Here is a 20,880-nt window from a genome sequence, read left to right as displayed (position 1 = left end):
AACACGCAACAAACCGGAGTTCAGCCATGAGCGTTACCACACAGATCGATGGCGAGGTTGCTCGCATCACGCTGGATAATCCGGAAAAAAGAAATGCCTTTGATGACACCATTATTGCCTCACTGACCCATGCCTTTGAGGAGGCCGGACGTAATGATCAGGTGCGGGTGGTCGTCCTGCAGGCATCAGGCAAACATTTCTCTGCCGGCGCTGACCTCAACTGGATGCGTGCCATGGGTCAGCTGGATGCGCAGCAGAACCGTGAAGACGCCCTGCGACTGGCAGGGCTGATGCAGTCCATAGACCGCTGCGCGAAACCGGTCATTGCCCGCGTTCAGGGGGCCGCGTTCGGGGGGGCACTGGGATTAATCTGTGCGGCGGATATGGCGGTTGCTGCTGACAATGCCCGTTTCTGTCTGAGCGAAGTGAAACTCGGCATCATTCCCGCCGTCATTTCCCCCTACGTGGTGCGTGCAATTGGGCCACGTCAGGCCCGCCGCTATTTCATGACCGCCGAGGTCATCCCCGCGGAGCGGGCCATGCAGCTGGGCATTGCGCACGAAGTGGTCCCGGAAGCGGAACTGGATCAAGCGGTGGACGCAATGATTAATGCGCTCCTGGCGGGTGGGCCGCAGGCCCAGATCGAAACCCGGGGTCTTGTCGAGCGAGTCAGCACCGCCCCCATTGATCAAGCCATGCTTGAGGACACAGCAGAACGTATCGCCCGGCTGCGTACCGGAGCTGAAGGCCAGGAAGGCCTCAGCGCGTTCCTGGAAAAGCGCAGCCCGAACTGGATCTGAGTCTATTACGAAGGCGTCGCAGCGGGTCATTCACCACCGCCTCGCCACTGAAACGGATAAAGGCAACACCATGGCCAAGATAAAAAAACTCCTGATTGCCAACCGCGGTGAGATCGCGCGCCGTATCATCCGCACCTGCCGTCAACAGGGCATTGCCACCGTGGCCGTATACTCCGACGTGGATGCCACCCTGCCCCACGTCCGTGAGGCAGACCAGGCCGTCTGCCTGGGGGCAGCCCCGGCCCGGGAAAGTTACCTGGTGATTGACAAGATCATTGCTGCGGCAAAAACCACCGGCGCCGATGCGATTCACCCTGGCTATGGTTTCCTGTCAGAAAATACGGAACTGGCTGCCGCCTGTGAAAAGGCCAACATCATTTTTGTCGGCCCTAACCCTCGCGCCATTGAAGTCATGGGCGATAAGGCCGCAGCCCGACAACTGATGGCAGCCAGCAACGTACCGGTTCTGCCCGGTTTCGACGAAGAAGGCGCCACTGACGATGCGCTGGTTGCCGCCAGTGACCAAGTTGGCTTCCCACTACTGATCAAGGCTGTAGCCGGTGGTGGCGGCAAAGGCATGCGCGTCGTCAACAGTGCCGCTGACTTCCATGAGGCATTGGCAGCGGCGCGTCGGGAAGCCCGCAGTGCCTTTGGCGATGATCGCGTATTGCTTGAGCGCTATTTACCTGCAGCACGGCATGTGGAAGTGCAGGTGTTTGCGGACAACCACGGTAATGCAGTGCACCTGTTTGAGCGCGACTGCTCCGTACAGCGCCGCCACCAGAAGATCATCGAAGAAGCTCCAGCCCCAGGGCTGGACGAGTCCACCCGTAACGCTTTCGGCAAAGCGGCAGTACAAGCGGCCAGAGCCATTGATTACCGAGGGGCAGGGACCGTCGAGTTCCTCTATGCCCCGGCCAGTGGTGAATTTTTCTTCATGGAGATGAACACTCGCCTGCAGGTAGAACACCCTGTTACCGAAATGATCACGGGAGAAGATCTGGTTGCCTGGCAACTCTCAGTGGCCGCCGGAGACCCTCTTCCCAAAAGCCAGAATGAGTTGGCGTTTCACGGCCATGCCATGGAGGTACGCCTCTATGCCGAGAATCCGGAACAAGGCTTTCTCCCCTCTTCCGGCCTGCTCCAGCACCTGCGCTGGCCCCACGAATCTGCGCGCGTGGATGCGGGCTATGAATCCGGCGATCGTGTTGAAGAATTCTACGACCCCATGATCGCCAAATTGATCTGCCACGGAAGCAGTCGTGATGAAGCGCGGCAGAAACTCATGACCGCACTTCACGACCTGGAGCTGGCGGGTATCCACCACAACGGGGCCTTCCTGCTCAGGGTGCTCGCTGACGACGCCTTCGCAGCAGCCGAGCTGGACACCCGTCTTCTTGAACATCGCCCTTACCTGATGGAAGCGACCCCTGCTGACCCGGCATTACTGGCGGTCGCTGCCAGCCAGATTCTTGGCGATCCTACGGAAGCCGACGTGAATGACACTCCATGGCACAGCCTCAACGGTTGGCGTCCAATGGGCAGTCACTTCCGCCTGACTCGCCTGCAGGTCGATGATTCACTGCAGTCTGTTCGCGAAGAAGGCAACCTGGTGATTGTTGATGATCAACGACATCCGTTAATTGCGACGGTCGAAGATAACCGTTTCAGGCTGCACTGGGGCAACCAGGGTCTATCTGGTCGTTTTGCGCGAGCAGGCAACGACAACTTGCTACTTTTCGTCAACGGTCAGGCCCACAACGTTACCCTCAACCCCAGCCGTGATAGCGCTCATCAAGGCGCCGAAGGGGGATTTGTAGCGCCCATGAGCGGCACGATTGTCGCCCTGCATGTGGAATCCGGTGCGGTAGTAGCCACGGGTGATGCTGTCATTACTCTGGAAGCCATGAAAATGGAGCACACCCTCAGAGCCACTGAACCGGGGACGGTGATGGGCTTCCATGTGGCAGCTGGCGACAGCATTAGTGAAGGCACCCTTTTGGTGGATTTCATTGCAGAAGAGAAGCTGGATCAGGCATGACCTGATTCAGTAATAATAAACACGGATTCAATTTGGGCACCGGCCCTTTCAGGAGAGACCGATGACGCCATTGTGGCTACCAGGCGAAGCGCAGCAGCACAGCAAGCTGACCGAATTCTGGGAGAAAGCACGCAATCAGAGCGGAGAATCACTGACGAATTACCGTGAGCTTCACCAGTGGTCAGTGAATCACCCGGAACAGTTCTGGGAACAGGTGTGGGACGACTGTGGCATTATCGGTGAGCGCGGCAAGACCATCCTGAGCAAAGGGCAACGCTTTCAGGACACCTGCTGGTTTCCGGAAGCCGCACTCAATTATGCCGAAAACCTGCTGCACAGACAGGACAACCATCCAGCGCTGATCAGCGTTCTTGAAGATGGCCAGCGACAGGTCATGAGCTACTCTGAACTCCGCGTGGCAGCCGGACAAGTCGCGGCCCAGCTCAAGGCGGCAGGCATTCAACCCGGCGATCGGGTGGCTGGCTTCATGCCAAATCGAATCGAGACAGTGGTGGCGGCACTGGGTGCAGCCTGGATAGGTGCGGTCTGGTCCTCTTGCTCCCCGGATTTTGGTCCCTCCGGTGTTATGGATCGCTTTGGCCAGATTGAGCCCCGCGTGCTGATTGCCTGCGATGGTTACCACTACAACGGCAAGTGGGTGGACCTGGAAGACCGTGTGACACAACTCCACGAGGCCTTGAAACCGGAGCTGATGATCATTGTTCCCGGCAAGGGAACCAGCAGCCGTGTGGAAAAAGCCCTTATCTGGCAAGGCTGGCTGGATGCCGCCGGGCCTGCACCGATGTTCACCCGACTGCCCTTCAATCACCCGCTATTCATCCTGTATTCATCCGGTACCACCGGTCAGCCCAAGTGTATTGTGCATGGCGCCGGCGGTACGCTGCTGCAACAGACCAAGGAACTGCAACTGCATGGTGATATCGGGGCTGAGGATACCCTGTTCTACTTCACTACCTGTGGCTGGATGATGTGGAACTGGTTGATCTGTGGCCTGCATACCGGTGCCACCGTGGTGCTTTACGATGGCAGTCCCGGCTTCCCGTCTACCGCCCGGCTTTTTGATCTGGTGGATGCTGAAGGCATTACTCACCTGGGTACCAGCGCAAAGTTTATTCAGGCCGTTGAGAAGTCAGGCCTGGTACCCAAAGAAACGCACACCCTCAGTACTCTGCGTACCCTTTTCTCCACCGGCTCCCCACTGCTGCATGAAAGTTACGACTTTCTATACCAGCAGGTGAAACAGGACCTGCTGGTCAGTTCGATTTCTGGAGGTACCGATATCATCTCCTGCTTTGCCCTGGGCAACCCTTTACTCCCTGTCTACCGCGGTGAGTTGCAGTGCCCCGGGCTCGGTATGGATGTGGCCGTGCTGGACGATCAGGGCAATAAACTCGCTGGAGCCAAAGGCGAGCTGGTCTGCCTTCAACCTTTCCCCTCCTGCCCTGTACAGTTTTGGAACGATCCAGACGGCAGCCGATTCCATAAAGCCTATTTTGCCCGTTTTGAGGGTATCTGGGCGCATGGCGACTATGCCGAACTGGTGCCCCATGAACACCATGACGGGCTGATCATTCATGGCCGTTCGGATGCGGTGCTCAATCCCGGAGGCGTCCGTATTGGCACAGCCGAGATTTACCGCCAGGTAGAAACCCTGGAGGCAATTCGTGAGTCGATTGTCGTTGGGCAACAGTGGCAAGGTGATGTTCGTGTCGTGCTGTTTGTGGTGCTGGCAGAAGGCGAGGAGCTGACCGACGAGCTACAAGCCACAATCCGCAAGGCGATCAGAGAGGGTGCCAGTCCCCGACATGTTCCGGCGGTGATCGCCACGGTGCCAGAAATTCCCCGCACCGTGAGTGGCAAGATCGTGGAGCTGGCGGTGCGGGAGATCATTCATGGCCGCGAGGTGAGCAACCGTAATGCACTGGCGAACCCGGAAGCACTGGCCCATTTTGCAGACCGGGTTGAGCTTCAGGCCTGATGGTTTCGGGTTACAGTCATTGACGATCTGCCAGAAAGGCGCATCATGTGTCCAAACCGCAGTTTTGTGACACGGAACACATGAAGAAGAATAATCTTTGGCGCCTTTGGCTTTCCGCCTCGTTGCTGGCCTTTCCGCTTTACTTGCAGGCTCAAATCATCACCCTCACCGGCGACGATCTGAAGCCCCTCCAAGGCAAGCAATCAGCGCTCTACTCCTTCTTTGCCGTCCAGGACGGCAAATTGCAACCCGTGCCCCACCAATGGGTGCAGTGGTCCGAGGAGGGTTACCCCTTTTTTGAAGAAGATGGCAGCACCAAACTGGCAGGCGATCCGCTACGGATCGATTCCCAGGATCGGCTGTTGTTGCGATTCGAGGACGGCGGGCCCGCGTTGACCAGTACCACGTCAGAAAAGATTGCCGCCGAACTGACGGTACAGCAGGGTAATGAGTCTCGCTTGTTCTATCTGGTCAAAAATGCCTACCTGCAAAGCACGGAACGGTATGTGCAATTTGACCCTGACACCCTGACTATCAAGAGCACCGATTTCGCCCTTACCATGGCGGATCACAACCTCTTTAAATGGAACGATTTCTACTTTCGCGGCTTTGAAGGCAAAAACGGCCAGCGTCAGAGCATTCTCGACACCCTCAAGTTACGCTTGAGTGCCGGGGTGTTCGGAGAGAACAATCGCATTACCCTCAACAACAACAATCTGGATCCGAAGGTAAAGCAGGTGGTAAGCGGTCCCCTGGCAGCCCTGGTGTACGCATCGACATCTGTCAAAGTGGCTCGAGTACCCGTGTTACGGATTCACAATTACTTTTTGATCATGCCTCAGCAGGTGGAAATCCACAGCCGGTTTACACTGCCTGGTCTGGCAGACACCGTGCTCGAACGCCCTGCTCTGGATATCTCTCTTGACGGGAATGGTCTTTATAACAGCAAGCTCGTGACCAGCTGGACGGGCAACAATGTGGCGATTACTGATGGCAAGCTGTCCAAGGCCGAGAAAGAGATGCTGAAAATGCCACTCAAAGGCGATAACTGGATCTGGTTCGGGACCGGCCGGGGTTTCGACATGCTGGCTCAACTGGCTTTCGTGAAAGGATTTACTACACCTGTCAGCCTGCTCTATCAGGACGACGCCAGTCAGATCAATGAGCCAGAACGTTTTACCGGTCAATTACCCAATGTGGGCTTCTCACTCACCGATCTTCCCTTCGGTCAGGAGTTCTATTTCGTTACCCGCATGTTCTACAGCAAGGACAGCAACGGTCTCAGCCCTGGGCAATATGCCAACGCGCTACTGTCTCCCACGCGGACTACGCTGACGCAGCGTTAGGTCGCCATTAATCAAAAAAGGGCCCAATGGGCCCTTTTTATTGTCGTCTCTCACTGGAGAAGATGCGTTATCATGCCTTCATAAGACGCTGATAGATATGGTCTTTCAGCTGAAGTCGCTGATGCTTCATGGTCTCCATCTGTTCGTCGCCCACCGGACTTTCGCGCATTTCCAGTCCCCGGATCTGTTTGTCGAGCTTGTCATGCTGCAAAACCTGGTCGCGGAATACCGGATCTTCCCTTGTCAGGTGATCGATTTTCTCGTGCAGGTTAGGAAATTCGTGATGAATGCTGTGATTTTCGCCCAACATGTTACTGACTCCTGTCTCATTGCTCCGGGTACCAGTGGCACCTGAAAAAGCCCACTGAACAAAAAAACGTCAAGCCTAACTAAATCACCACAAATCCTGGTTAGATTCAAACCCTCATCGCCGTAACATGAAATGACCCTACCCGAGGCTACGCAGTCACCGGCACCAAGGTGGTAGTTAGACTCCGGCGATAACATTGCCGGCATCATCAACCCGCGCATGGAGGCGTGCAAGATGGCATTACCCCACCTGATCACCCGGCAGGATATCGAATCCGGAATTATCAAGGCGAGTGAACAAACCCCTCAACCCGATGCGGGTCTGTTTGGTCCCGGCTCTGTGAGCTGGCAGATCATGAAAGAGGCCATAACCGTTCTGGCTCAAGGACGAATACTGGTACTGGCTCTTGCACACAGCCGTCTATCCCAGTTGCTTGCCTCCCAACATGACGTGATACAACGGGTGCAGCACTCGCAACGCTTTGTGATGAAAATAGTCTTTGGGAACCAGGAGCAGGCGCTGGCTACGCTGGCAGATCGTTCCCACCGTCGACGCACTCTGTTTGATGTGCCGGAAAGTGAAGCGTTGTTATTTGCCGTTACTAGCTGGATGGATTCGTGCCTGATGATCTACCAGACCATTATTGGCCCGCTGACAACCGCACTCCAGGAGCGGCTATTTGAAGAAACCCGCCTGCTGGCGCTGGCGTTGGGGATTCCCGAAGCCCAGCTACCGGGGGATTGGCATGCACATCGACGCTGGTGGCAGAAGCAGCTGGACGGCCTATCAAGTGTGTCCCCCTCCCGCAGGGAGATGGGCCATGAGTTAATCCGTGAACAAGGTTTCCCTGATCGGCTGCCCTATGGCAGTTACGCCAGCATTGCCAGCTTCACCGTGCCCGAACCACTGGTTGATGCTTTTGCGCTCAAGCCCGCCGATTTGGCTCATCACCGTCGCTATCAACAGCAGCTCCAAAGGCTCATGGATATGACTCGTCGCCTTCCTGAGACGCTACGCTATCAACCGGTGTACCAGGAAGCACGCCAGCGCTTGCAGGGAAAAGCCCGGGCAGGGCTGACGACCAGGTTGCTCAACCGCTGGTGGAGTGGAGAGAGCGAACTGGTGAGCAGCGGATGGTCCATGCCCAAGGCAGACAGGCACCCGGGCATGACTGCGTAAGGTTTCTAGCCGGGAGACCAGCTTGTCTGTTCGCGTTTTCGCCACTATTCACAGACAGGCTGCTTTACTGGCACGCTGACGGGAAAAGGAATTGGCTATCGAAAGCCGCGCTGTTCCTTGATCATATCGTAGGCCTTGCCGATCTCCGCGGTCTTTTCCGTTGCCAGCCGAATCATTTCTTCGGGCACGCCCCGTGATGCCAGTTTGTCTGGGTGGTGCTCGCTCATCAGCTTGCGGTAGGCCTTTTTGACCTCCAGATTCGAGGCGGATTCAGCCACCCCCAGTACCTGATAGGCCTGCGATAGCGACGGACGTGATGGCCCTGACGCTTGCTGCTGGCCACCGTAAGTGCCACCGCCCTGGCCTGAACTGAACTGGGCCTGCGCCAGCAGCATGTTGAGGATTTGCCTGAACTGTTGTGGCGGTACACCAAGACCCTCGGCGACCTTCAGAAGCACCGCTTCTTCCTCCTTGTGGAGCGTGCCATCAGCCAGCGCGATCTGCAGCAGGATTTCCAGCAGCACCAGAATCAGTTGCTTGCGCCGGTGTACCGTCGCAGCGAACTGCCTGATGGTGTCATCCAGAGGGAAATCGGAGGATTTCCCCTGGTTGAACAACGTAATGGCTTGCTGGCGCTGTTGCTCATTAAGCTGCATGCGATCCATCACCGCCCGGGCCTGGGCGATCTCGTCTTCGCTGACACGACCATCCGCCTTGGCAAGATGCCCCATGACGGAAAATACCGTGTCAAAAAGCGCTTTCTGCACCGCTTCCTGCTCACCCGCCCCATAGGGGCGGAATGGATTGAAGCTCTGCACCCTTTCCGCGCCTTTATCAAGCATGTGGCCAATAAACAAACCAATGATCAGACCAATCGGCCCACCCACCAGCATTCCCAGCAGGCCGAGAATGATCTTGCCGCCCCAATTGAACTGCATTGTAAATCCGTAACGTTGAGTGACTTACCGGGTTGGATGGAACCAGCCCAGGCTCGATTTGGTGTCGGTCAGGGGGCGGTATTCCGCGCTTACCCAGCCGTCATAATCCAGGCTGTCGATATGTGCGAACACATGATCGAAGCGAATCTCCCCGGTGCCTGGCTCGTGGCGACCGGGGTTATCTGCAAACTGGATATGGCCAATATGGGGACAAAGTTCAGAAAGGGAACGGCACAGATCCCCTTCCATGACTTGCATGTGATAAATATCGAACTGCAGACGCAGATTGTCCCGCCCGGCCTCCTCGATGGCCGCCATGGCCGCACGGGAGGTATCCAGAAAGAAGCCAGGCATGTCGATCCGGGAGTTAATTGCCTCCACCGTCAACATGATGTCCTCCGCGGCCAGAATATCCGCCGCAAAACGCAGGTTTTCCACCAAGGTCTCAAAGGCGACCTGATCGGGCATCGTGGCCGGCTGCAGACCTGCCAGACAGTTAATTCTCTGGCAGCCCAGCGCCTTGGCATACTCCAGAGCCTCAAACACCCCTTCGCGGAATTCCTCGATACGGTCGGGCAGACAGGCAATGCCTCGCTCCCCGCCCTCCCAGTCGCCGGGCGGCAGGTTAAACAGGACTTGCTCAAGTCCATGCTGCTCTAGCTTGCCTGCCAGTTCTGACGCCTCCCAGTCATAAGGGAATAGGTACTCCACCCCACGAAATCCTGCCTGGGCTGCTGCGTGAAACCGATCGAGAAAGGGCTGCTCATTAAACAGCATGGTGAGATTGGCAGCGAAACGTGGCATCAAGACTCCTGATTCGGATTGATAGCGGCATCCAGTCTGACGCCATTCAGGCGCTCCAGTTCCAGCAGCAGACCGCTATGGTCCAGTTCGCCATGGCCGCTGGACAGCAGCGCCCGGTATTCCTCAAATACACGCTGGCTGAGAGGCAAGCTGAGCCCTTCCGTCCTCGCCTCATCAAGAATCATGCGGAGGTCCTTGAGCTGGATACGAGCGGGGGCGCCTGGCGTAAAGTTACGCGCCAGCATCCGTTCACCATGCTGCTCCAGAATCTTGCTACCGGCGAAGCCGCCCAGCAGCGCTTCTCGCACCTTCTCTGGCCGTGCGCCGCCTTTTGCCGCGAGCAACAACGCTTCAGAAACTGCACCGATAGTAATCCCGACGATCGCCTGGTTAGCCAGTTTGGCCAGCTGACCGCTTCCAACAGGGCCAATAAGAGTCGCCTTGCCCATTGCCGCCAATATGGGCAAGGCGCGGGAAAAGGCTTCTTCACTGCCGCCCGCCATGATGGACAGGGTCCCGGACTCTGCACCTCGGGTCCCCCCCGAGACTGGGGCATCCAGATACTCCCCGCCCAGATCAGCAACGCGCTCGCCATGGCATCGTGCCATCCCGGGCTCAATGGAGCTCATGTCGATGACCAGCGCTTTGCTTGCCAGGCTCTCGATGGCGGAACTGACGTAAAGAACATCATCCACCACCATCCCGTTCTCCAGCATGGTGATGATGACATCGGCTCCCCTGACCGCGTCAGCGGGACTCGCTGCCACCCGCGCAGAATCCGCGAACGCTTGCGCCTTCTCCATCGTACGATTCCACACCGTCAGTCTGTAACCGGCGTCCAGTAAACGGTTGACCATGGGTTTACCCATCAGGCCAATACCCAGGAATGAAATAGTCAGCGGCAATTTTTCGGGTTGTGAATCAGACATGGAAACACGCCAGGCTGCCTCACTGGCAACCACCCCGGGTTGTCACAGTGAAGGGGGAATGAAAGGGTCAGTTTAATACGCAGAGAGGCACATTAGTGTGCCTCTCTGGAAAGTCTCAAGGGTAGTACCGATAGTGTCGATTTAACAGTAGCCAAACCCCTGAGAGCCGATCTTGCCCGGCTTCATGAGGAGGCCTGCGTGTTACCACGCAGCCACAACATTGCTCCCAGCATCACCGCGATGACCTGCGCAAGCACCCCCTGAATGGTGGGATAGACACCCAGCCAGTCCACAGTGGGTACGGCCAGGTAGAATGCGCTGATCACTCCGGCTTCCTGTAGCGCTGCGATTCCCTTGCCAAGCAGAATGACGGACAGGACCAGCAGCACAATGCTGGTAAACCTGAAGAACTGACTGAGCGGCAGCTTCATTCCAATCCGGAAGAACAACACACATACCACCGCCAAACCCGCTACCGCAGCGGCGATACCATAGAACAAGTACGGCATGGTAAGGGGCGTCACCTGGCTCCACAGCGCCTGATAAAACAGTATGGTCTCGAAGATTTCCCGGTACACAGAAATGAAAGACACAAAGGTCAGTACCCATACGGTACCGTTACCTAGCGCGCTATCAACCTTCTCTCGAATATAACCCAACCACTTCTGGCTGTGGCTGTTGCTGTGCATCCAGAAACCGACGTAAAACAGAATCAACGCCGCCACGATACCTGCCGCACCTTCGGTTATTTCCCGTGATGCACCACTGAAATGGATCAGGGTATTGGCGAGATACCAGGTAAGCCCACCCGCAACGAGCGCCGCGACCCAGCCCAGATGGATATGTCGGGTTGCGCGCACCGCATTGGCTTTGCGCGTAAAGGTCAACAAGGCAGCCACCACTAAAAGTGCTTCAAGACCTTCACGGAACAGGATGAAAAAGCTGGCCGACATGGTAGCTGCAGGGCTCAGGCCGTCTCCTGAAAGTACCGCAGCGGCATCATCAAGCGCTGCGCGGGCAGATACGACTTTAGCGGTCACCTCAGCAGTGCCCCGCTCGCGATCAATTGCTTCCCGCACCGCCATAAAACGGGATTCCGCTTCGCGCAACAACGCAGCATCCACCGCCGCCAGTTGCTGCTCGATCATTTCGAAACCATCCAGATAGGCCGACAAGGCGGCCGCTTTGGCTGCACGCTGATCGCCCTGCTGATACAGGACGTCTGCCAGCGCCAACTTGTCATGGCTCAAGGCAATAAAGCGGTTCTTGTTGAACAAGGCCGGCGGATTGGCACGCAGATAACCCAGTGCCGCGTAGGCCTCAGGCCCCTTGCTATCGAGCACATCTTCAGGCGCCTGGGCGACCAAGGTATCCAGAGAAAGGCCGGCTTTCATACCAGGAATGGTGCCGAAAGCGGCCTCCCCTGCATCCTCCACGTCCGCGGTCACCGCCTTGGCGCCCACATAGAATGCCAGGGCCCAGCGCTGTTCATCGCTCAAGCTGCCCTCGTATGCAGCCATGCCAGTGCCGTCCACGCCTTGGGTAATGGTGGTATATAGCCCCAAAAGCGAACGGCCGTTGTAACGAGCCACTTCAGTAAAGTCCGTGGGCGCAGGCTCCAGTGCGACCCCGGCCGGCCCATCACCCTGGCCGCTTTGGCCATGACATGCAGCACACTGCGCCTGATAGAGGCTGGCAGCCTGCGCCATGTCCGGGGCCTGCTTGGGGGCGACAGGGATGCCGTACACACGAACCAGCGAAGCACGAATGGCCTGGGTTAGGGATTTGACCTGCTGTTCGCTGGCCTGGCCAGCAACCGCCAGCTGAAGCTCGTTGGCTTGCGATTGCAATTCCTCCTTTCCTTCTGCCTCTGGCAGGTTGGCGACGCCCTCTGCCAACAAAGCGGAGAATTCGCTCATCTCTGCGAACTCAGCAGGGCTGACCACTACACCATCAGCAACAGCATTGATGTAATCCGCGCCAACGTACTCAACAAGTTGCACCAAAGCCGTTTGATCGTTGGCCGTTGCCGGCTGTGACAAACAGATAAACGCTAGCAGGACGGGAAAGAGGCGCCCTGGAATCTGAGGAAATGACATAAATGGTCCACTTTTGGAACTGAAAAGGCGACTCATTATCATTTATGTCGTCATCACCAGCAAGAGCGAAACCTTGAGCCAGCGCAATAGGTCAGACGATTTCGTCTCTTTGGTGAAACCCCACCATTAGCCAATGGTGAATGCCAGAACTTTACTGATGTGGGCCTGTGGCCAGCCGCTCTCCTGCTGCCACACGTTAAAAGCCTGTTGAGCTGCTCGTTGATCCCGCTGGCTGACCGGTGGCTTGTCGATGATATTCTGGGCCTTCAGCGCCGCCACCACATCGTTGGTGGGGTACCAGGTGTCGCGGCCAGTCATGCGAAGGAAGGCCGCCCCTGAATTCCCCCCCAGCTGCTTGCCCCGTTTCTTCAGCAGGCTCCACATGCCGACGGTATCGTCTGCAGGCCAGCCGGCCAGCCACTCCCCCACACTGCCGTACTCGGCCGCCAGATCGAGTACGAACTGAGCGTTATGGCGGATCGCCTTCATTTTTCCCCAGTGACGAATCAGGCGGGTATCCTGCATGCGCTCGTCCAGCATGCTGTCGGGCATCAGCACCAGCTTTTCCGGGTCAAAGCCAAAGAAAGCGTCTTCAAAGGCCGGCCACTTGTTATCCACAAGAGAGTGCTTGAGGCCGGCGCGAAAAATCCGCCGGGTCATCACTGACAGATACCAGGCGTCGTCTCGCCCGCGCAGGATGGAGGCATCGGCCACCGTTGGCAGCTGGCTTTTTACCAGCTTCAGACTGCCCTTGCGGTTCACCGCCAGGGCCAGCAAATCCTTGAAGGGGGTCATGCTCTACTCCGTGATTGATCAAGCCACGCCTTGCAAAAATGCAGGAACCACACTCAGCATGAGTGTGTCTCAACGAATGCTTCGAGCCGCGTATACACTATTTTAGCAGCGTTGTAGAATCGCTGTTTGGCCCAACAGCATCAACCACGGGAAGCGCATGAGCAGCGATCAATACCACGTCAACAAGTCAGACAAACTCAAGGGCGTCTGCTACGACATCCGCGGCCCGGTGCTGCGTGAAGCACACCGCCTTGAGGACGAAGGCCATCGAGTCATCAAGCTGAATATCGGTAACCCGGCACCTTTTGGTTTCGATGCCCCGGAAGAGCTGCTTCAGGACGTGATCGCCAACCTGCCGGAGTCCACTGGTTACTGTCACTCCAAAGGCCTCTTCCCGGCCCGCAAGGCAGTCATGCAATATACCCAGACCAAGGGTATCGACGGCGTGACGGTGGATGACGTGATCATCGGCAACGGGGTATCCGAGCTGATTGTCATGGCCATGCAGGCGCTACTCAACCCGGGTGATGAAGTGCTGCTTCCCGCCCCTGACTATCCTCTGTGGACAGCATCCGTACGTTTGTCTGGCGGCACCCCGGTCCATTATCTCTGTGATGAACAACAGGACTGGCAGCCCGCGCTGGATGACATCCGCGCCAAGGTGAACAAGAACACCAAGGCACTGGTCATTATCAATCCCAACAACCCGACAGGTGCCAACTACGAGCCGGCCATGTTGCAGGAAATGCTGCAAATTGCCCGGGAAAACAACCTGATCGTGTTTGCCGACGAAATTTACGACAAGATTCTCTATGACGGCGAGAAGCACACCTCCATCGCCTCCATGGCTGATGATGTGCTTTTCATCACTTTCAATGGCCTGTCCAAGAACTACCGCGCGGCAGGATTCCGCGCCGGCTGGATGGTGATTTCCGGCGCCAAGCATCGGGCCGAAAGCTATATAGAAGGCCTGGATATGCTGGCCAGCATGCGTTTGTGTGCCAATGTACCCAGCCAGCACGCTATCCAGACGGCACTGGGTGGCTATCAGAGCATTGACGACCTGGTCTTGCCGACCGGACGTCTGGGCCGCCAACGGGATCTGGCCTGGGAAATGCTGGATTCCATTCCGGGGGTCAGTTGCGTCAAGCCCAAGTCGGCGCTGTACCTGTTTCCCAAACTGGACCCCAAGGTGTTCCCGTTTGAGGACGATGAGGCCTTTGCACTGGATCTGTTGCGCGAGGAGAAAGTGCTGATCGTTCAGGGCACCGCCTTCAACTGGCCAGACCCGGATCATTTCCGGGTGGTATTCCTGCCCCGCGTGGATGACCTGGAAGATTCCATAGGTCGCATTGCCCGTTATCTGGACCGGGCGAGAAAAAAATAGCACGTTGTCGCGAGTAACGAGTTTCGGTATTCAGCACCGCAAACCCTGGCAATTTTGCTGACCGAAACTCGCGCCACGCAAGCGACGCGATGTCACAACCCATCAGTTGACGAGCCGATATGCCACACCTCCACATCGACGACTTCAGCCATGACGTAGCCCGCATACTGATGCAGGCCTACACGAGCTTTCCCCGGCCCGGGGCGCTTTACGTGGAGGACATCATCGGCCCCACCGAAGTGGATGATGTGGGCCTGCACAGCAGTCGCCACATGGCCTGCCTTGGAGCCATGCTGTGGCTGGCAGAGGAAGGCTTTATCCGCTATCAGGCGACGATTTTCCAGGAAGGGCTTGAGCAGGTGGTGTTGAGCAACAAGGCTTTCGTATTGCTGACCTCCCTCAGCGAATTGCGGTTGGATAATACCGACCCGCAACTCCCCGCCACGGTAAAGCATGAAAAAGCCACACTGGCTGAACAGTTCATGCAGGCCATCCGAGCCCAGGATTCCGTTCGCACCACCGCAGTCGTTCGCTATCTGCTGTCTCGGCAACCGGAGCCGGTTCCCGCAGAGGAGTTTGCAGATCTTATCAAGCCTGACACTCCCGCAACTGATGAGGAATGGTTGTAACCCCTGCCAGGATCCGTTGAAAATTCAAATTTGAAACACGAAGCAAGGTCTACTGGCCTTTCTGATTCTGAGCCTCGCGCTCTAACGCAATGAACGAGGGCATTGCGTAAAACGACTCAACAAGACATTCCGCGCTTTTGAACTCTTCTCCTTGAGAATGTACCCCGTCTCTATGTCGCCTGAACGATCTCAGTTATCCAGCTCTTCCGGGCGAGTGTAACGATAGTGGATGGTCTTCAGCGCCGGTTCTCCGGCCTCGTCAAAGCCGGCCGCACCCGACAGCCGCGAGACTTTTACCGCCCCGGGAAGATTTTCTTCAACACACTGTTCCAGCCAGGCGTAATTCAGCCAGGGTGCATTTACACAGGCCAGAATTTCCGCTTCTGGCGCCAGCAGCCGGTGTAATTTTCGCAGCACCTTGGGGTAATCCTTTTCCACCATAAAACTGCCTTTCTGCGCACTGGGTGGATCAATGACAATAATGTCGTAGCGGCCCAGGCTATGAAGCTTTTTCCAGCTGCGGAATATATTGTGTGGCAGGTAATGCACCTGGGCTGCCTGAAAACCGTTGAGCGCGTGATTCTGCTTTCCCAGAGTGAGTGCGGCATCCGACAGGTCGATATTCACCACCGAATCTGCACCACCGGCCAAAGCCGCAACGGAAAAGCTGCAGGTAAAGCTGAACAGATTGAGTACCTTCTTGCCCTCCGCCCGCTCGCGTATCCAGCGGCGGCCCTCGGACATGTCAGCAAAGAAGCCGAGATTCTGGCCTCGCTGAAAATCCAGCTTGTACTTCATACCCTGCTCTTGCGCCACCGGCTCCGCGGGCAGCTCACCGCAAACGACTTCATTGTCGGCTTTTCCATCGTAACGGTGCTGTACCACCAGGGCAGTGCATTCCAGTGAAGCCATGGCAGCCTGGAGACTTATTCTGAGGTCTTGCAGAGTGTCCTCACTCTGGGCCCTGAACACCGTTGCCACCAGCACCGGATCGAACCGGTCAACGGTGAGCCATTCCAGTTCCGGTACGGTCTTGCCGCGGCCATGAAAATAGCGAATTTTTTCAGCAGAAACGGGAACCAGATACGGCGCCAGCAGGTCAGAAATGCGGGAAGCGGACATAGGGTATATCAGAATCAGACTCATCGGGGGATGCGGATTATCGCATACCTTGAGTCCTGGCGCCCCGCCCCCACTTATTCATTTCCAACTTGAATGACGGAGAAACACGACGATGATGCGCATCGCGCTTTATCTGCTGACCAACCTGGCGGTGATTGTGGTCGCCAGCATTACCTTGAGTCTGCTGGGGGTTAACAGCTACTTTGCCCAAACCGGCGGCGGCCTGAACCTGACTAACCTGCTGATCTTCAGTGCGGTATTCGGGTTTGCCGGCTCACTGATATCCCTGTTCATTTCCAAGCCCATGGCCAAATGGTCCGCACGGGTTCAGATCATTGAGCAGCCTTCCAGTCAGGCTGAACGCTGGCTACTGGATACGGTCCGTGAACTCTCTGACAAAGCCGGTATCAAGATGCCAGAGGTGGGTATCTTCCCCGCCCAGCAGTCCAACGCCTTTGCCACCGGCTGGAACCGTAATGATGCTCTGGTGGCCGTTTCCCAAGGCCTGATGAGCCGTTTTCGTCCTGAAGAAGTTCGGGCGGTACTGGCCCATGAAATCGGGCACGTCGCCAACGGAGACATGGTCACCCTGAGCCTGATACAGGGGGTGGTGAATACCTTCGTCATCTTTGCCGCACGCGTGGTGGGCTCTATTGTGGACAGCTTTATGCGCCGTGATGACGGTTCAGGTGGGCTGGGCTTTGGTTACTACATTGTGGTGTTTATTGCCGAAATCATCTTTGGTATCGCCGCCAGTGCCATCGTTATGTGGTTCTCTCGCTTTCGCGAGTACCGCGCAGATGAAGCGGGCGCCAACCTGGCAGACCGCAACAGCATGATTGCCGCTCTGCAACGGCTGAAAGCTGAGTATGAAGTGCCAAATCAGATGCCGGATACGCTGGTGGCCTTTGGCATCAACTCCGGTTTCAAACAAGGCATGAAAGCCATGTTCTCCTCGCACCCGCCACTGGATGATCGCATCCGCGCGCTGCAGGAAGGTCGTTAAGCGGGTCAGGGGCTCAACTGCTTGCAGACGAGCCCTGCCCACTATTCTTTCAAGCCTAAGCGTGATTTTCACGCCTCCGTGGCTACCCGGTAGATTATCTGATCCTCATACCCTGTCGTGATCGGCCACAAGCCACACAACTCCTGATCCAGCAATGGATCTCCGGTGTCTACCAACAAGGGGCGTCCCTGCAAAGTGCCCAGCTTGGTGCGAGTTGCGAGCACATGGATATTCTCCTTTCCAAGGCGGCGTATCAGCTCGGGGCTGAATTGCTGGTTACCTCTCCCGAAAAGATGTCCCTGGCCACCAATGACCGTAATCAGTGCCTTGGCGGGCTGGTCTCCAATCAGCTCAAGCAAGGCATCTGCCCCAAGATCTGAAGCGATCAGTTCATGGTTGTATACGGCATCCACCCCCAGCAACGTGTTTTCCAGACCCAGCTGTTCCATGACCACCGCGACGGTTGAGCCTGACCCCATCAGATACCAGGTGTCGTCCTGCATGCTGTCGGCCATCCAGGCGGCGACTTCTGTGATCACAAGGTCCTCAACCTCGCGGCCACCACATTTGACCTGCTGAAGATAGCGGGCCTCTGCTGGGACACGCAGCTCCCCATAGTGCCTGGCGCGCACAATCCCCTGGCGAAACGCGTCTTCATCAATATCCCTGACTTCGGACTGCTGCAGGGCAACCAGCTCACCGCCAGCCAATTCAGCCAGCAGCTTCGCCGCTGCCTCTGGGTTAACCGCGTACACGGCAGAGTGCATTTTGCAGCCCGCCGGGACGCCCAGTACCGGCAACGACACCCCGACCGCATCTACGAGATCACGGGCCGTGCCATCACCTCCGGCGAATAACAGCAGTTGAGCACCAGCCTGCTTCAGGGAGCGTGCCGCTTCCCGGGTATCTTCTGGCCGACTGGGCATGGAGGATGCACCTACCACCTGACAGGCAAGCCCTGCAGCTCGGCAGCTGTTCTCCCCCATGTCTCCGCCCCAGGTTAATACCGTCACATTTGGAATACCGACCAGCGACATCAGGGCGCGACTCATCCTTTCCGGCGCCTGCTGCCGTGCCCCACGGCGCAGTGCTTCATCGCGGGTGTCCTCACCATCGCTGCCTTTCAACGCGACGCTACCGCCAATCCCCGCAAACGGGTTGACCAAGACACCAATGACGAGGATTTGCTGATCTTTCATAAAAGGGTCATATCCAGAAACAAAAATGGCATTGCTGACGACTGATCGTCAGGCAACCATGTGAATTGTAGATACCCACCGAGGTCACCACTGATGAACACGAATAGCCAGGCTCCTCACAGCAAATTCAACGGTGCTGCCATGATCGATGAAGAGGGGCGCGAAGTCCCGATCACCGAGTCCATGATCCAGCGGGCTTGCGAAAAACTGGCCAACAGCTGGTGCTACCCGCTACCTGTTAGCGGAAACGCTAAGCCGGTGCAAACAGGGCATTAAGTATTGCCCTGAATGGCTCACTGGCCGTCCCCTGCCAATCCCAGCGATGCATTTCCTGGCGGAACGGGTATTGTTTTCTGAGCTGATCAAAGGCCCATGCCGGGTCCGCATTCTCAAGGCTTTCCTGCAAGCGTCGAAAATCCTCAGGCAACGAATAAGCGGTCTGTAGCAAGGCCAGCAGCCCGGCTTCATCAGTCACATCAAGCCGTAATGCCGGCAGCGCTTCTTCAGTCCCGGGCAATGGAGCCGCAAGGCCCGACCAGCGGCAAAACGCCTCATAAACCATCCTGGTGCCGTTCTCCTTTCCCTGAGCGCTGTATCCCGCAATATGCGGGCTGCCGAGCACTACCCGGTCAAGAAGTTCAGCAGGAACCCGGGGTTCATCTTCCCAGACATCCAGCACCGAAGCCGGCCCCTGCCCTGCTTTCAGGAGCGCGAGTAAAGCCGAGTTATCCACAACAGGACCACGACAGGTGTTGATCAGAATTTTCTCAGGCCCCATAACCGAGAGACGATTTTTGTCCAGTAAATGCCAGGTTGGGCAAGGACCATTTCGTGTCAGTGGCACATGGACGCTAATAACATCACAGTCCAGGACACTCTCGACCGGCTCCAGGGCAAAACCCGTCTCGACACCCTGTTCTTTCAACAATGGGTCACACGCTCGAACCTTGAGTCCCAGGGCTGCCAGCCAGCGCGCTACGCGGCTGCCCACATTGCCCATACCAATCACAGCCACAGACATCGTTGCGGCACTTCGCCCCTGGCGCTGGCAAACCAGCAGTAACGCCTGCAGTACGTACTCGGCCACTGCACGGGCATTGCAGCCAGGTGCGTGGGCGAAGTGCCTGCCCGTTTTCGCCAGCCACTCCAGGTCCACATGATCCGTGCCAATGGTAGCTGAACCCACAAAACGAACTGCGCTATCAGCAAGAAGCGCCTCGTCTACCCGTGTCACAGACCTGACCAGCAGAATGTCCGCGTCTTTCACGGTGGCAGGGTCAATGCTCCTCCCATCCACTTTGACGACAGTCCCTTGGCGGGAAAAGAGCTCTAACCCCGGCATATTGGCATCAGCAATGATTTTCACGCGCTGCAATTTCCCGATTCAATGACGCAATATTTGTTCAGTCACTCGGGCGACATCACCGGCATAACCCGCACCAAACAGATTGAAATGATTAAGCAAATGGTACAGGTCATAGACCCGCCAGGCGCTACGCTGCCCGGAGTCAGGTAATGCACCCTGATACGCATGGTAAAAACAGTCTGGCACATGACCAAACAAGGCCATCATCGCCAGATCCACCTGCGGATCGCCATAATAACAGGCTGGATCATAAAATATGGGCTCCCCAGCGTGCAGGCCCAGATTCCCTGACCAGAAGTCACCGTGTAACAGTGCAGAACAAGGCTGCTCCGGCAACCATGCTTCGACCCCTCCCATTACCCTCTCAATATCGCGTTTCACCTTTGCTGGTAACGCCTTCGCCATGCCCAACTGTGGAGCAAGCCGCTGCTCTACAAAGAATTGTCGCCATGAATGGCAAACCCGGTTTCTCTGTACCGAACCACCAATATAGTTATCGGCAGGAAACCCGAACCTACCTTCCTGACAGCTATGGACATGAAGTCCGGTAAGGTGATCAGCCAAGGAGCACCACTCAATTTCGTTTGCTGGCCTACGCATGGGCAGCCACTCCATCAGTAACACCCCGTATCCCTCAATTTCACCAACAAATTCAACGTGGGGAACGCGAACATAAGCCGACAAAGCAGAAAGGCCATCCGCCTCAGACATCAAGATGTCTGCATTTTTGTGGCATTTAGCGAACAGATTAAGACCTTTTGCTGCAACTTTGCAGGAAAAGGCCGTATCACCCCTCGCCTCCTGATGAAAGACATAGGGGGCTGGTATCTCTGCTGTTTTCAGGGCATTCTCAACTAAACGTAGCGCATCCATGCTCTGCGACTCTCTGCTTATGCGAATAATTGACGCCGCAAGTGTGTAAAATTGCTTC

The 20,880-nt window shown here is 56.7% G+C and carries 19 protein-coding genes; 9 read left to right on the top strand and 10 right to left on the bottom strand.

What is annotated here, in order from left to right; translation table 11 throughout:
* Positions 1–26 precede the first annotated feature (26 nt).
* From GFN93_RS11370 to GFN93_RS11355, 4 genes are all read left to right on the top strand, one after another.
* Positions 27–800, top strand: a complete 774-nt coding sequence (locus tag GFN93_RS11370; protein ID WP_153501200.1) for an enoyl-CoA hydratase/isomerase family protein — start codon at positions 27–29, stop codon at positions 798–800.
* 70 nt (positions 801–870) lie between these two features.
* Positions 871–2,841, top strand: coding sequence for an acetyl/propionyl/methylcrotonyl-CoA carboxylase subunit alpha (locus GFN93_RS11365; RefSeq protein ID WP_153501199.1), 1,971 nt, complete (start codon positions 871–873; stop codon positions 2,839–2,841).
* Positions 2,842–2,902: 61 nt separating this feature from the next.
* Positions 2,903–4,840, top strand: a complete 1,938-nt coding sequence (locus GFN93_RS11360) for an acetoacetate--CoA ligase (RefSeq protein WP_153501198.1) — start codon at positions 2,903–2,905, stop codon at positions 4,838–4,840.
* Positions 4,841–4,920: 80 nt separating this feature from the next.
* On the top strand, positions 4,921–6,186 hold the full coding sequence (locus GFN93_RS11355; RefSeq protein ID WP_153501197.1) for a hypothetical protein: 1,266 nt from the start codon (positions 4,921–4,923) through the stop codon (positions 6,184–6,186).
* 70 nt (positions 6,187–6,256) lie between these two features.
* Here the strand turns inward: GFN93_RS11355 and GFN93_RS11350 are convergent, their stop codons facing one another.
* Positions 6,257–6,496, bottom strand: a complete 240-nt coding sequence (locus tag GFN93_RS11350) for a YdcH family protein (protein WP_153501196.1) — start codon at positions 6,494–6,496, stop codon at positions 6,257–6,259.
* A 234-nt stretch (positions 6,497–6,730) separates the two neighbouring features.
* On the opposite strand from GFN93_RS11350, the gene GFN93_RS11345 reads away from it, so the two are divergent.
* Positions 6,731–7,675, top strand: a complete 945-nt coding sequence (locus GFN93_RS11345) for an oxygenase MpaB family protein (RefSeq protein WP_153501195.1) — start codon at positions 6,731–6,733, stop codon at positions 7,673–7,675.
* Between the two features lie 95 nt (positions 7,676–7,770).
* Here the strand turns inward: GFN93_RS11345 and djlA are convergent, their stop codons facing one another.
* The 5 genes from djlA to GFN93_RS11320 form a co-directional block, all read right to left on the bottom strand.
* The gene (gene djlA, locus GFN93_RS11340) at positions 7,771–8,613 is read right to left on the bottom strand and encodes a co-chaperone DjlA (RefSeq protein ID WP_153501194.1); all 843 of its coding nucleotides are present in this window, start codon (positions 8,611–8,613) and stop codon (positions 7,771–7,773) included.
* A gap of 24 nt (positions 8,614–8,637) precedes the next feature.
* A complete protein-coding gene (gene hyi / locus GFN93_RS11335; protein WP_153501193.1) occupies positions 8,638–9,417 on the bottom strand; it encodes a hydroxypyruvate isomerase in 780 nt (259 codons plus the stop codon).
* Complete coding sequence (locus tag GFN93_RS11330) at positions 9,417–10,346, bottom strand: NAD(P)-dependent oxidoreductase (RefSeq protein WP_153501192.1); 930 nt, start codon at positions 10,344–10,346, stop codon at positions 9,417–9,419. The genes hyi and GFN93_RS11330 overlap by 1 nt, the downstream gene beginning before the upstream one ends.
* Before the next feature lie 182 nt (positions 10,347–10,528).
* Entirely contained in the window at positions 10,529–12,445 is a 1,917-nt protein-coding gene (locus tag GFN93_RS11325; RefSeq protein ID WP_235901801.1) for an FTR1 family protein, read from the bottom strand.
* Between the two features lie 126 nt (positions 12,446–12,571).
* Positions 12,572–13,240: a DNA-3-methyladenine glycosylase I gene (locus GFN93_RS11320; protein ID WP_153501190.1), complete on the bottom strand. Its 669-nt coding sequence runs from the start codon at positions 13,238–13,240 to the stop codon at positions 12,572–12,574.
* A 157-nt stretch (positions 13,241–13,397) separates the two neighbouring features.
* Between GFN93_RS11320 and GFN93_RS11315 the strand changes: the two genes are divergently transcribed.
* Together GFN93_RS11315 and GFN93_RS11310 are read left to right on the top strand one after the other, a co-directional pair.
* Entirely contained in the window at positions 13,398–14,627 is a 1,230-nt protein-coding gene (locus GFN93_RS11315) for a pyridoxal phosphate-dependent aminotransferase (protein WP_153501189.1), read from the top strand.
* A gap of 119 nt (positions 14,628–14,746) precedes the next feature.
* The gene (locus GFN93_RS11310; protein WP_153501188.1) at positions 14,747–15,256 is read left to right on the top strand and encodes a hypothetical protein; all 510 of its coding nucleotides are present in this window, start codon (positions 14,747–14,749) and stop codon (positions 15,254–15,256) included.
* 189 nt (positions 15,257–15,445) lie between these two features.
* On the opposite strand, the gene GFN93_RS11305 is transcribed toward GFN93_RS11310, so the two are convergent.
* Entirely contained in the window at positions 15,446–16,378 is a 933-nt protein-coding gene (locus tag GFN93_RS11305; protein ID WP_153501187.1) for a class I SAM-dependent methyltransferase, read from the bottom strand.
* Between the two features lie 112 nt (positions 16,379–16,490).
* Between GFN93_RS11305 and htpX the strand changes: the two genes are divergently transcribed.
* Positions 16,491–17,384, top strand: a complete 894-nt coding sequence (gene htpX, locus GFN93_RS11300; RefSeq protein WP_153501186.1) for a protease HtpX — start codon at positions 16,491–16,493, stop codon at positions 17,382–17,384.
* 68 nt (positions 17,385–17,452) lie between these two features.
* On the opposite strand, the gene GFN93_RS11295 is transcribed toward htpX, so the two are convergent.
* Positions 17,453–18,583, bottom strand: coding sequence for an ATP-NAD kinase family protein (locus tag GFN93_RS11295; RefSeq protein WP_153501185.1), 1,131 nt, complete (start codon positions 18,581–18,583; stop codon positions 17,453–17,455).
* Between the two features lie 93 nt (positions 18,584–18,676).
* On the opposite strand from GFN93_RS11295, the gene GFN93_RS11290 reads away from it, so the two are divergent.
* A complete protein-coding gene (locus GFN93_RS11290) occupies positions 18,677–18,859 on the top strand; it encodes a PA1571 family protein (protein ID WP_153501184.1) in 183 nt (60 codons plus the stop codon).
* On the opposite strand, the gene GFN93_RS11285 is transcribed toward GFN93_RS11290, so the two are convergent.
* Both GFN93_RS11285 and GFN93_RS11280 read right to left on the bottom strand, forming a co-directional pair.
* Positions 18,834–19,949 carry a 4-phosphoerythronate dehydrogenase gene (locus tag GFN93_RS11285; RefSeq protein ID WP_328594555.1) on the bottom strand — a complete coding sequence of 372 codons (1,116 nt, stop codon included), beginning with the start codon at positions 19,947–19,949 and terminating at the stop codon, positions 18,834–18,836. The two genes, GFN93_RS11290 and GFN93_RS11285, sit on opposite strands and share 26 nt — an antisense overlap.
* A gap of 18 nt (positions 19,950–19,967) precedes the next feature.
* Positions 19,968–20,822, bottom strand: a complete 855-nt coding sequence (locus GFN93_RS11280) for a fructosamine kinase family protein (protein ID WP_153501183.1) — start codon at positions 20,820–20,822, stop codon at positions 19,968–19,970.
* Between the last annotated feature and the right edge of the window lie 58 nt (positions 20,823–20,880).

The sequence above is a fragment of the Alcanivorax sediminis genome (assembly GCF_009601165.1).
In the GTDB taxonomy this organism is placed as follows: Bacteria; Pseudomonadota; Gammaproteobacteria; order Pseudomonadales; family Alcanivoracaceae; genus Alcanivorax; species Alcanivorax sediminis.
Note: the sequence above shows the minus strand (reverse complement) of the source record. Positions and strands in the feature narration are given on the sequence as shown.

Coding starts and splice junctions, on each gene's coding strand:
- GFN93_RS11370 (WP_153501200.1), top strand. CDS start 27: ATGAGCGTTACCACACAGATCGATGGCGAGGTTGCTCGCATCACGCTG.
- GFN93_RS11365 (WP_153501199.1), top strand. CDS start 871: ATGGCCAAGATAAAAAAACTCCTGATTGCCAACCGCGGTGAGATCGCG.
- GFN93_RS11360 (WP_153501198.1), top strand. CDS start 2,903: ATGACGCCATTGTGGCTACCAGGCGAAGCGCAGCAGCACAGCAAGCTG.
- GFN93_RS11355 (WP_153501197.1), top strand. CDS start 4,921: ATGAAGAAGAATAATCTTTGGCGCCTTTGGCTTTCCGCCTCGTTGCTG.
- GFN93_RS11350 (WP_153501196.1), bottom strand. CDS start 6,496: ATGTTGGGCGAAAATCACAGCATTCATCACGAATTTCCTAACCTGCAC.
- GFN93_RS11345 (WP_153501195.1), top strand. CDS start 6,731: ATGGCATTACCCCACCTGATCACCCGGCAGGATATCGAATCCGGAATT.
- djlA (WP_153501194.1), bottom strand. CDS start 8,613: ATGCAGTTCAATTGGGGCGGCAAGATCATTCTCGGCCTGCTGGGAATG.
- hyi (WP_153501193.1), bottom strand. CDS start 9,417: ATGCCACGTTTCGCTGCCAATCTCACCATGCTGTTTAATGAGCAGCCC.
- GFN93_RS11330 (WP_153501192.1), bottom strand. CDS start 10,346: ATGTCTGATTCACAACCCGAAAAATTGCCGCTGACTATTTCATTCCTG.
- GFN93_RS11325 (WP_235901801.1), bottom strand. CDS start 12,445: ATGTCATTTCCTCAGATTCCAGGGCGCCTCTTTCCCGTCCTGCTAGCG.
- GFN93_RS11320 (WP_153501190.1), bottom strand. CDS start 13,240: ATGACCCCCTTCAAGGATTTGCTGGCCCTGGCGGTGAACCGCAAGGGC.
- GFN93_RS11315 (WP_153501189.1), top strand. CDS start 13,398: ATGAGCAGCGATCAATACCACGTCAACAAGTCAGACAAACTCAAGGGC.
- GFN93_RS11310 (WP_153501188.1), top strand. CDS start 14,747: ATGCCACACCTCCACATCGACGACTTCAGCCATGACGTAGCCCGCATA.
- GFN93_RS11305 (WP_153501187.1), bottom strand. CDS start 16,378: ATGTCCGCTTCCCGCATTTCTGACCTGCTGGCGCCGTATCTGGTTCCC.
- htpX (WP_153501186.1), top strand. CDS start 16,491: ATGATGCGCATCGCGCTTTATCTGCTGACCAACCTGGCGGTGATTGTG.
- GFN93_RS11295 (WP_153501185.1), bottom strand. CDS start 18,583: ATGAAAGATCAGCAAATCCTCGTCATTGGTGTCTTGGTCAACCCGTTT.
- GFN93_RS11290 (WP_153501184.1), top strand. CDS start 18,677: ATGAACACGAATAGCCAGGCTCCTCACAGCAAATTCAACGGTGCTGCC.
- GFN93_RS11280 (WP_153501183.1), bottom strand. CDS start 20,822: ATGGATGCGCTACGTTTAGTTGAGAATGCCCTGAAAACAGCAGAGATA.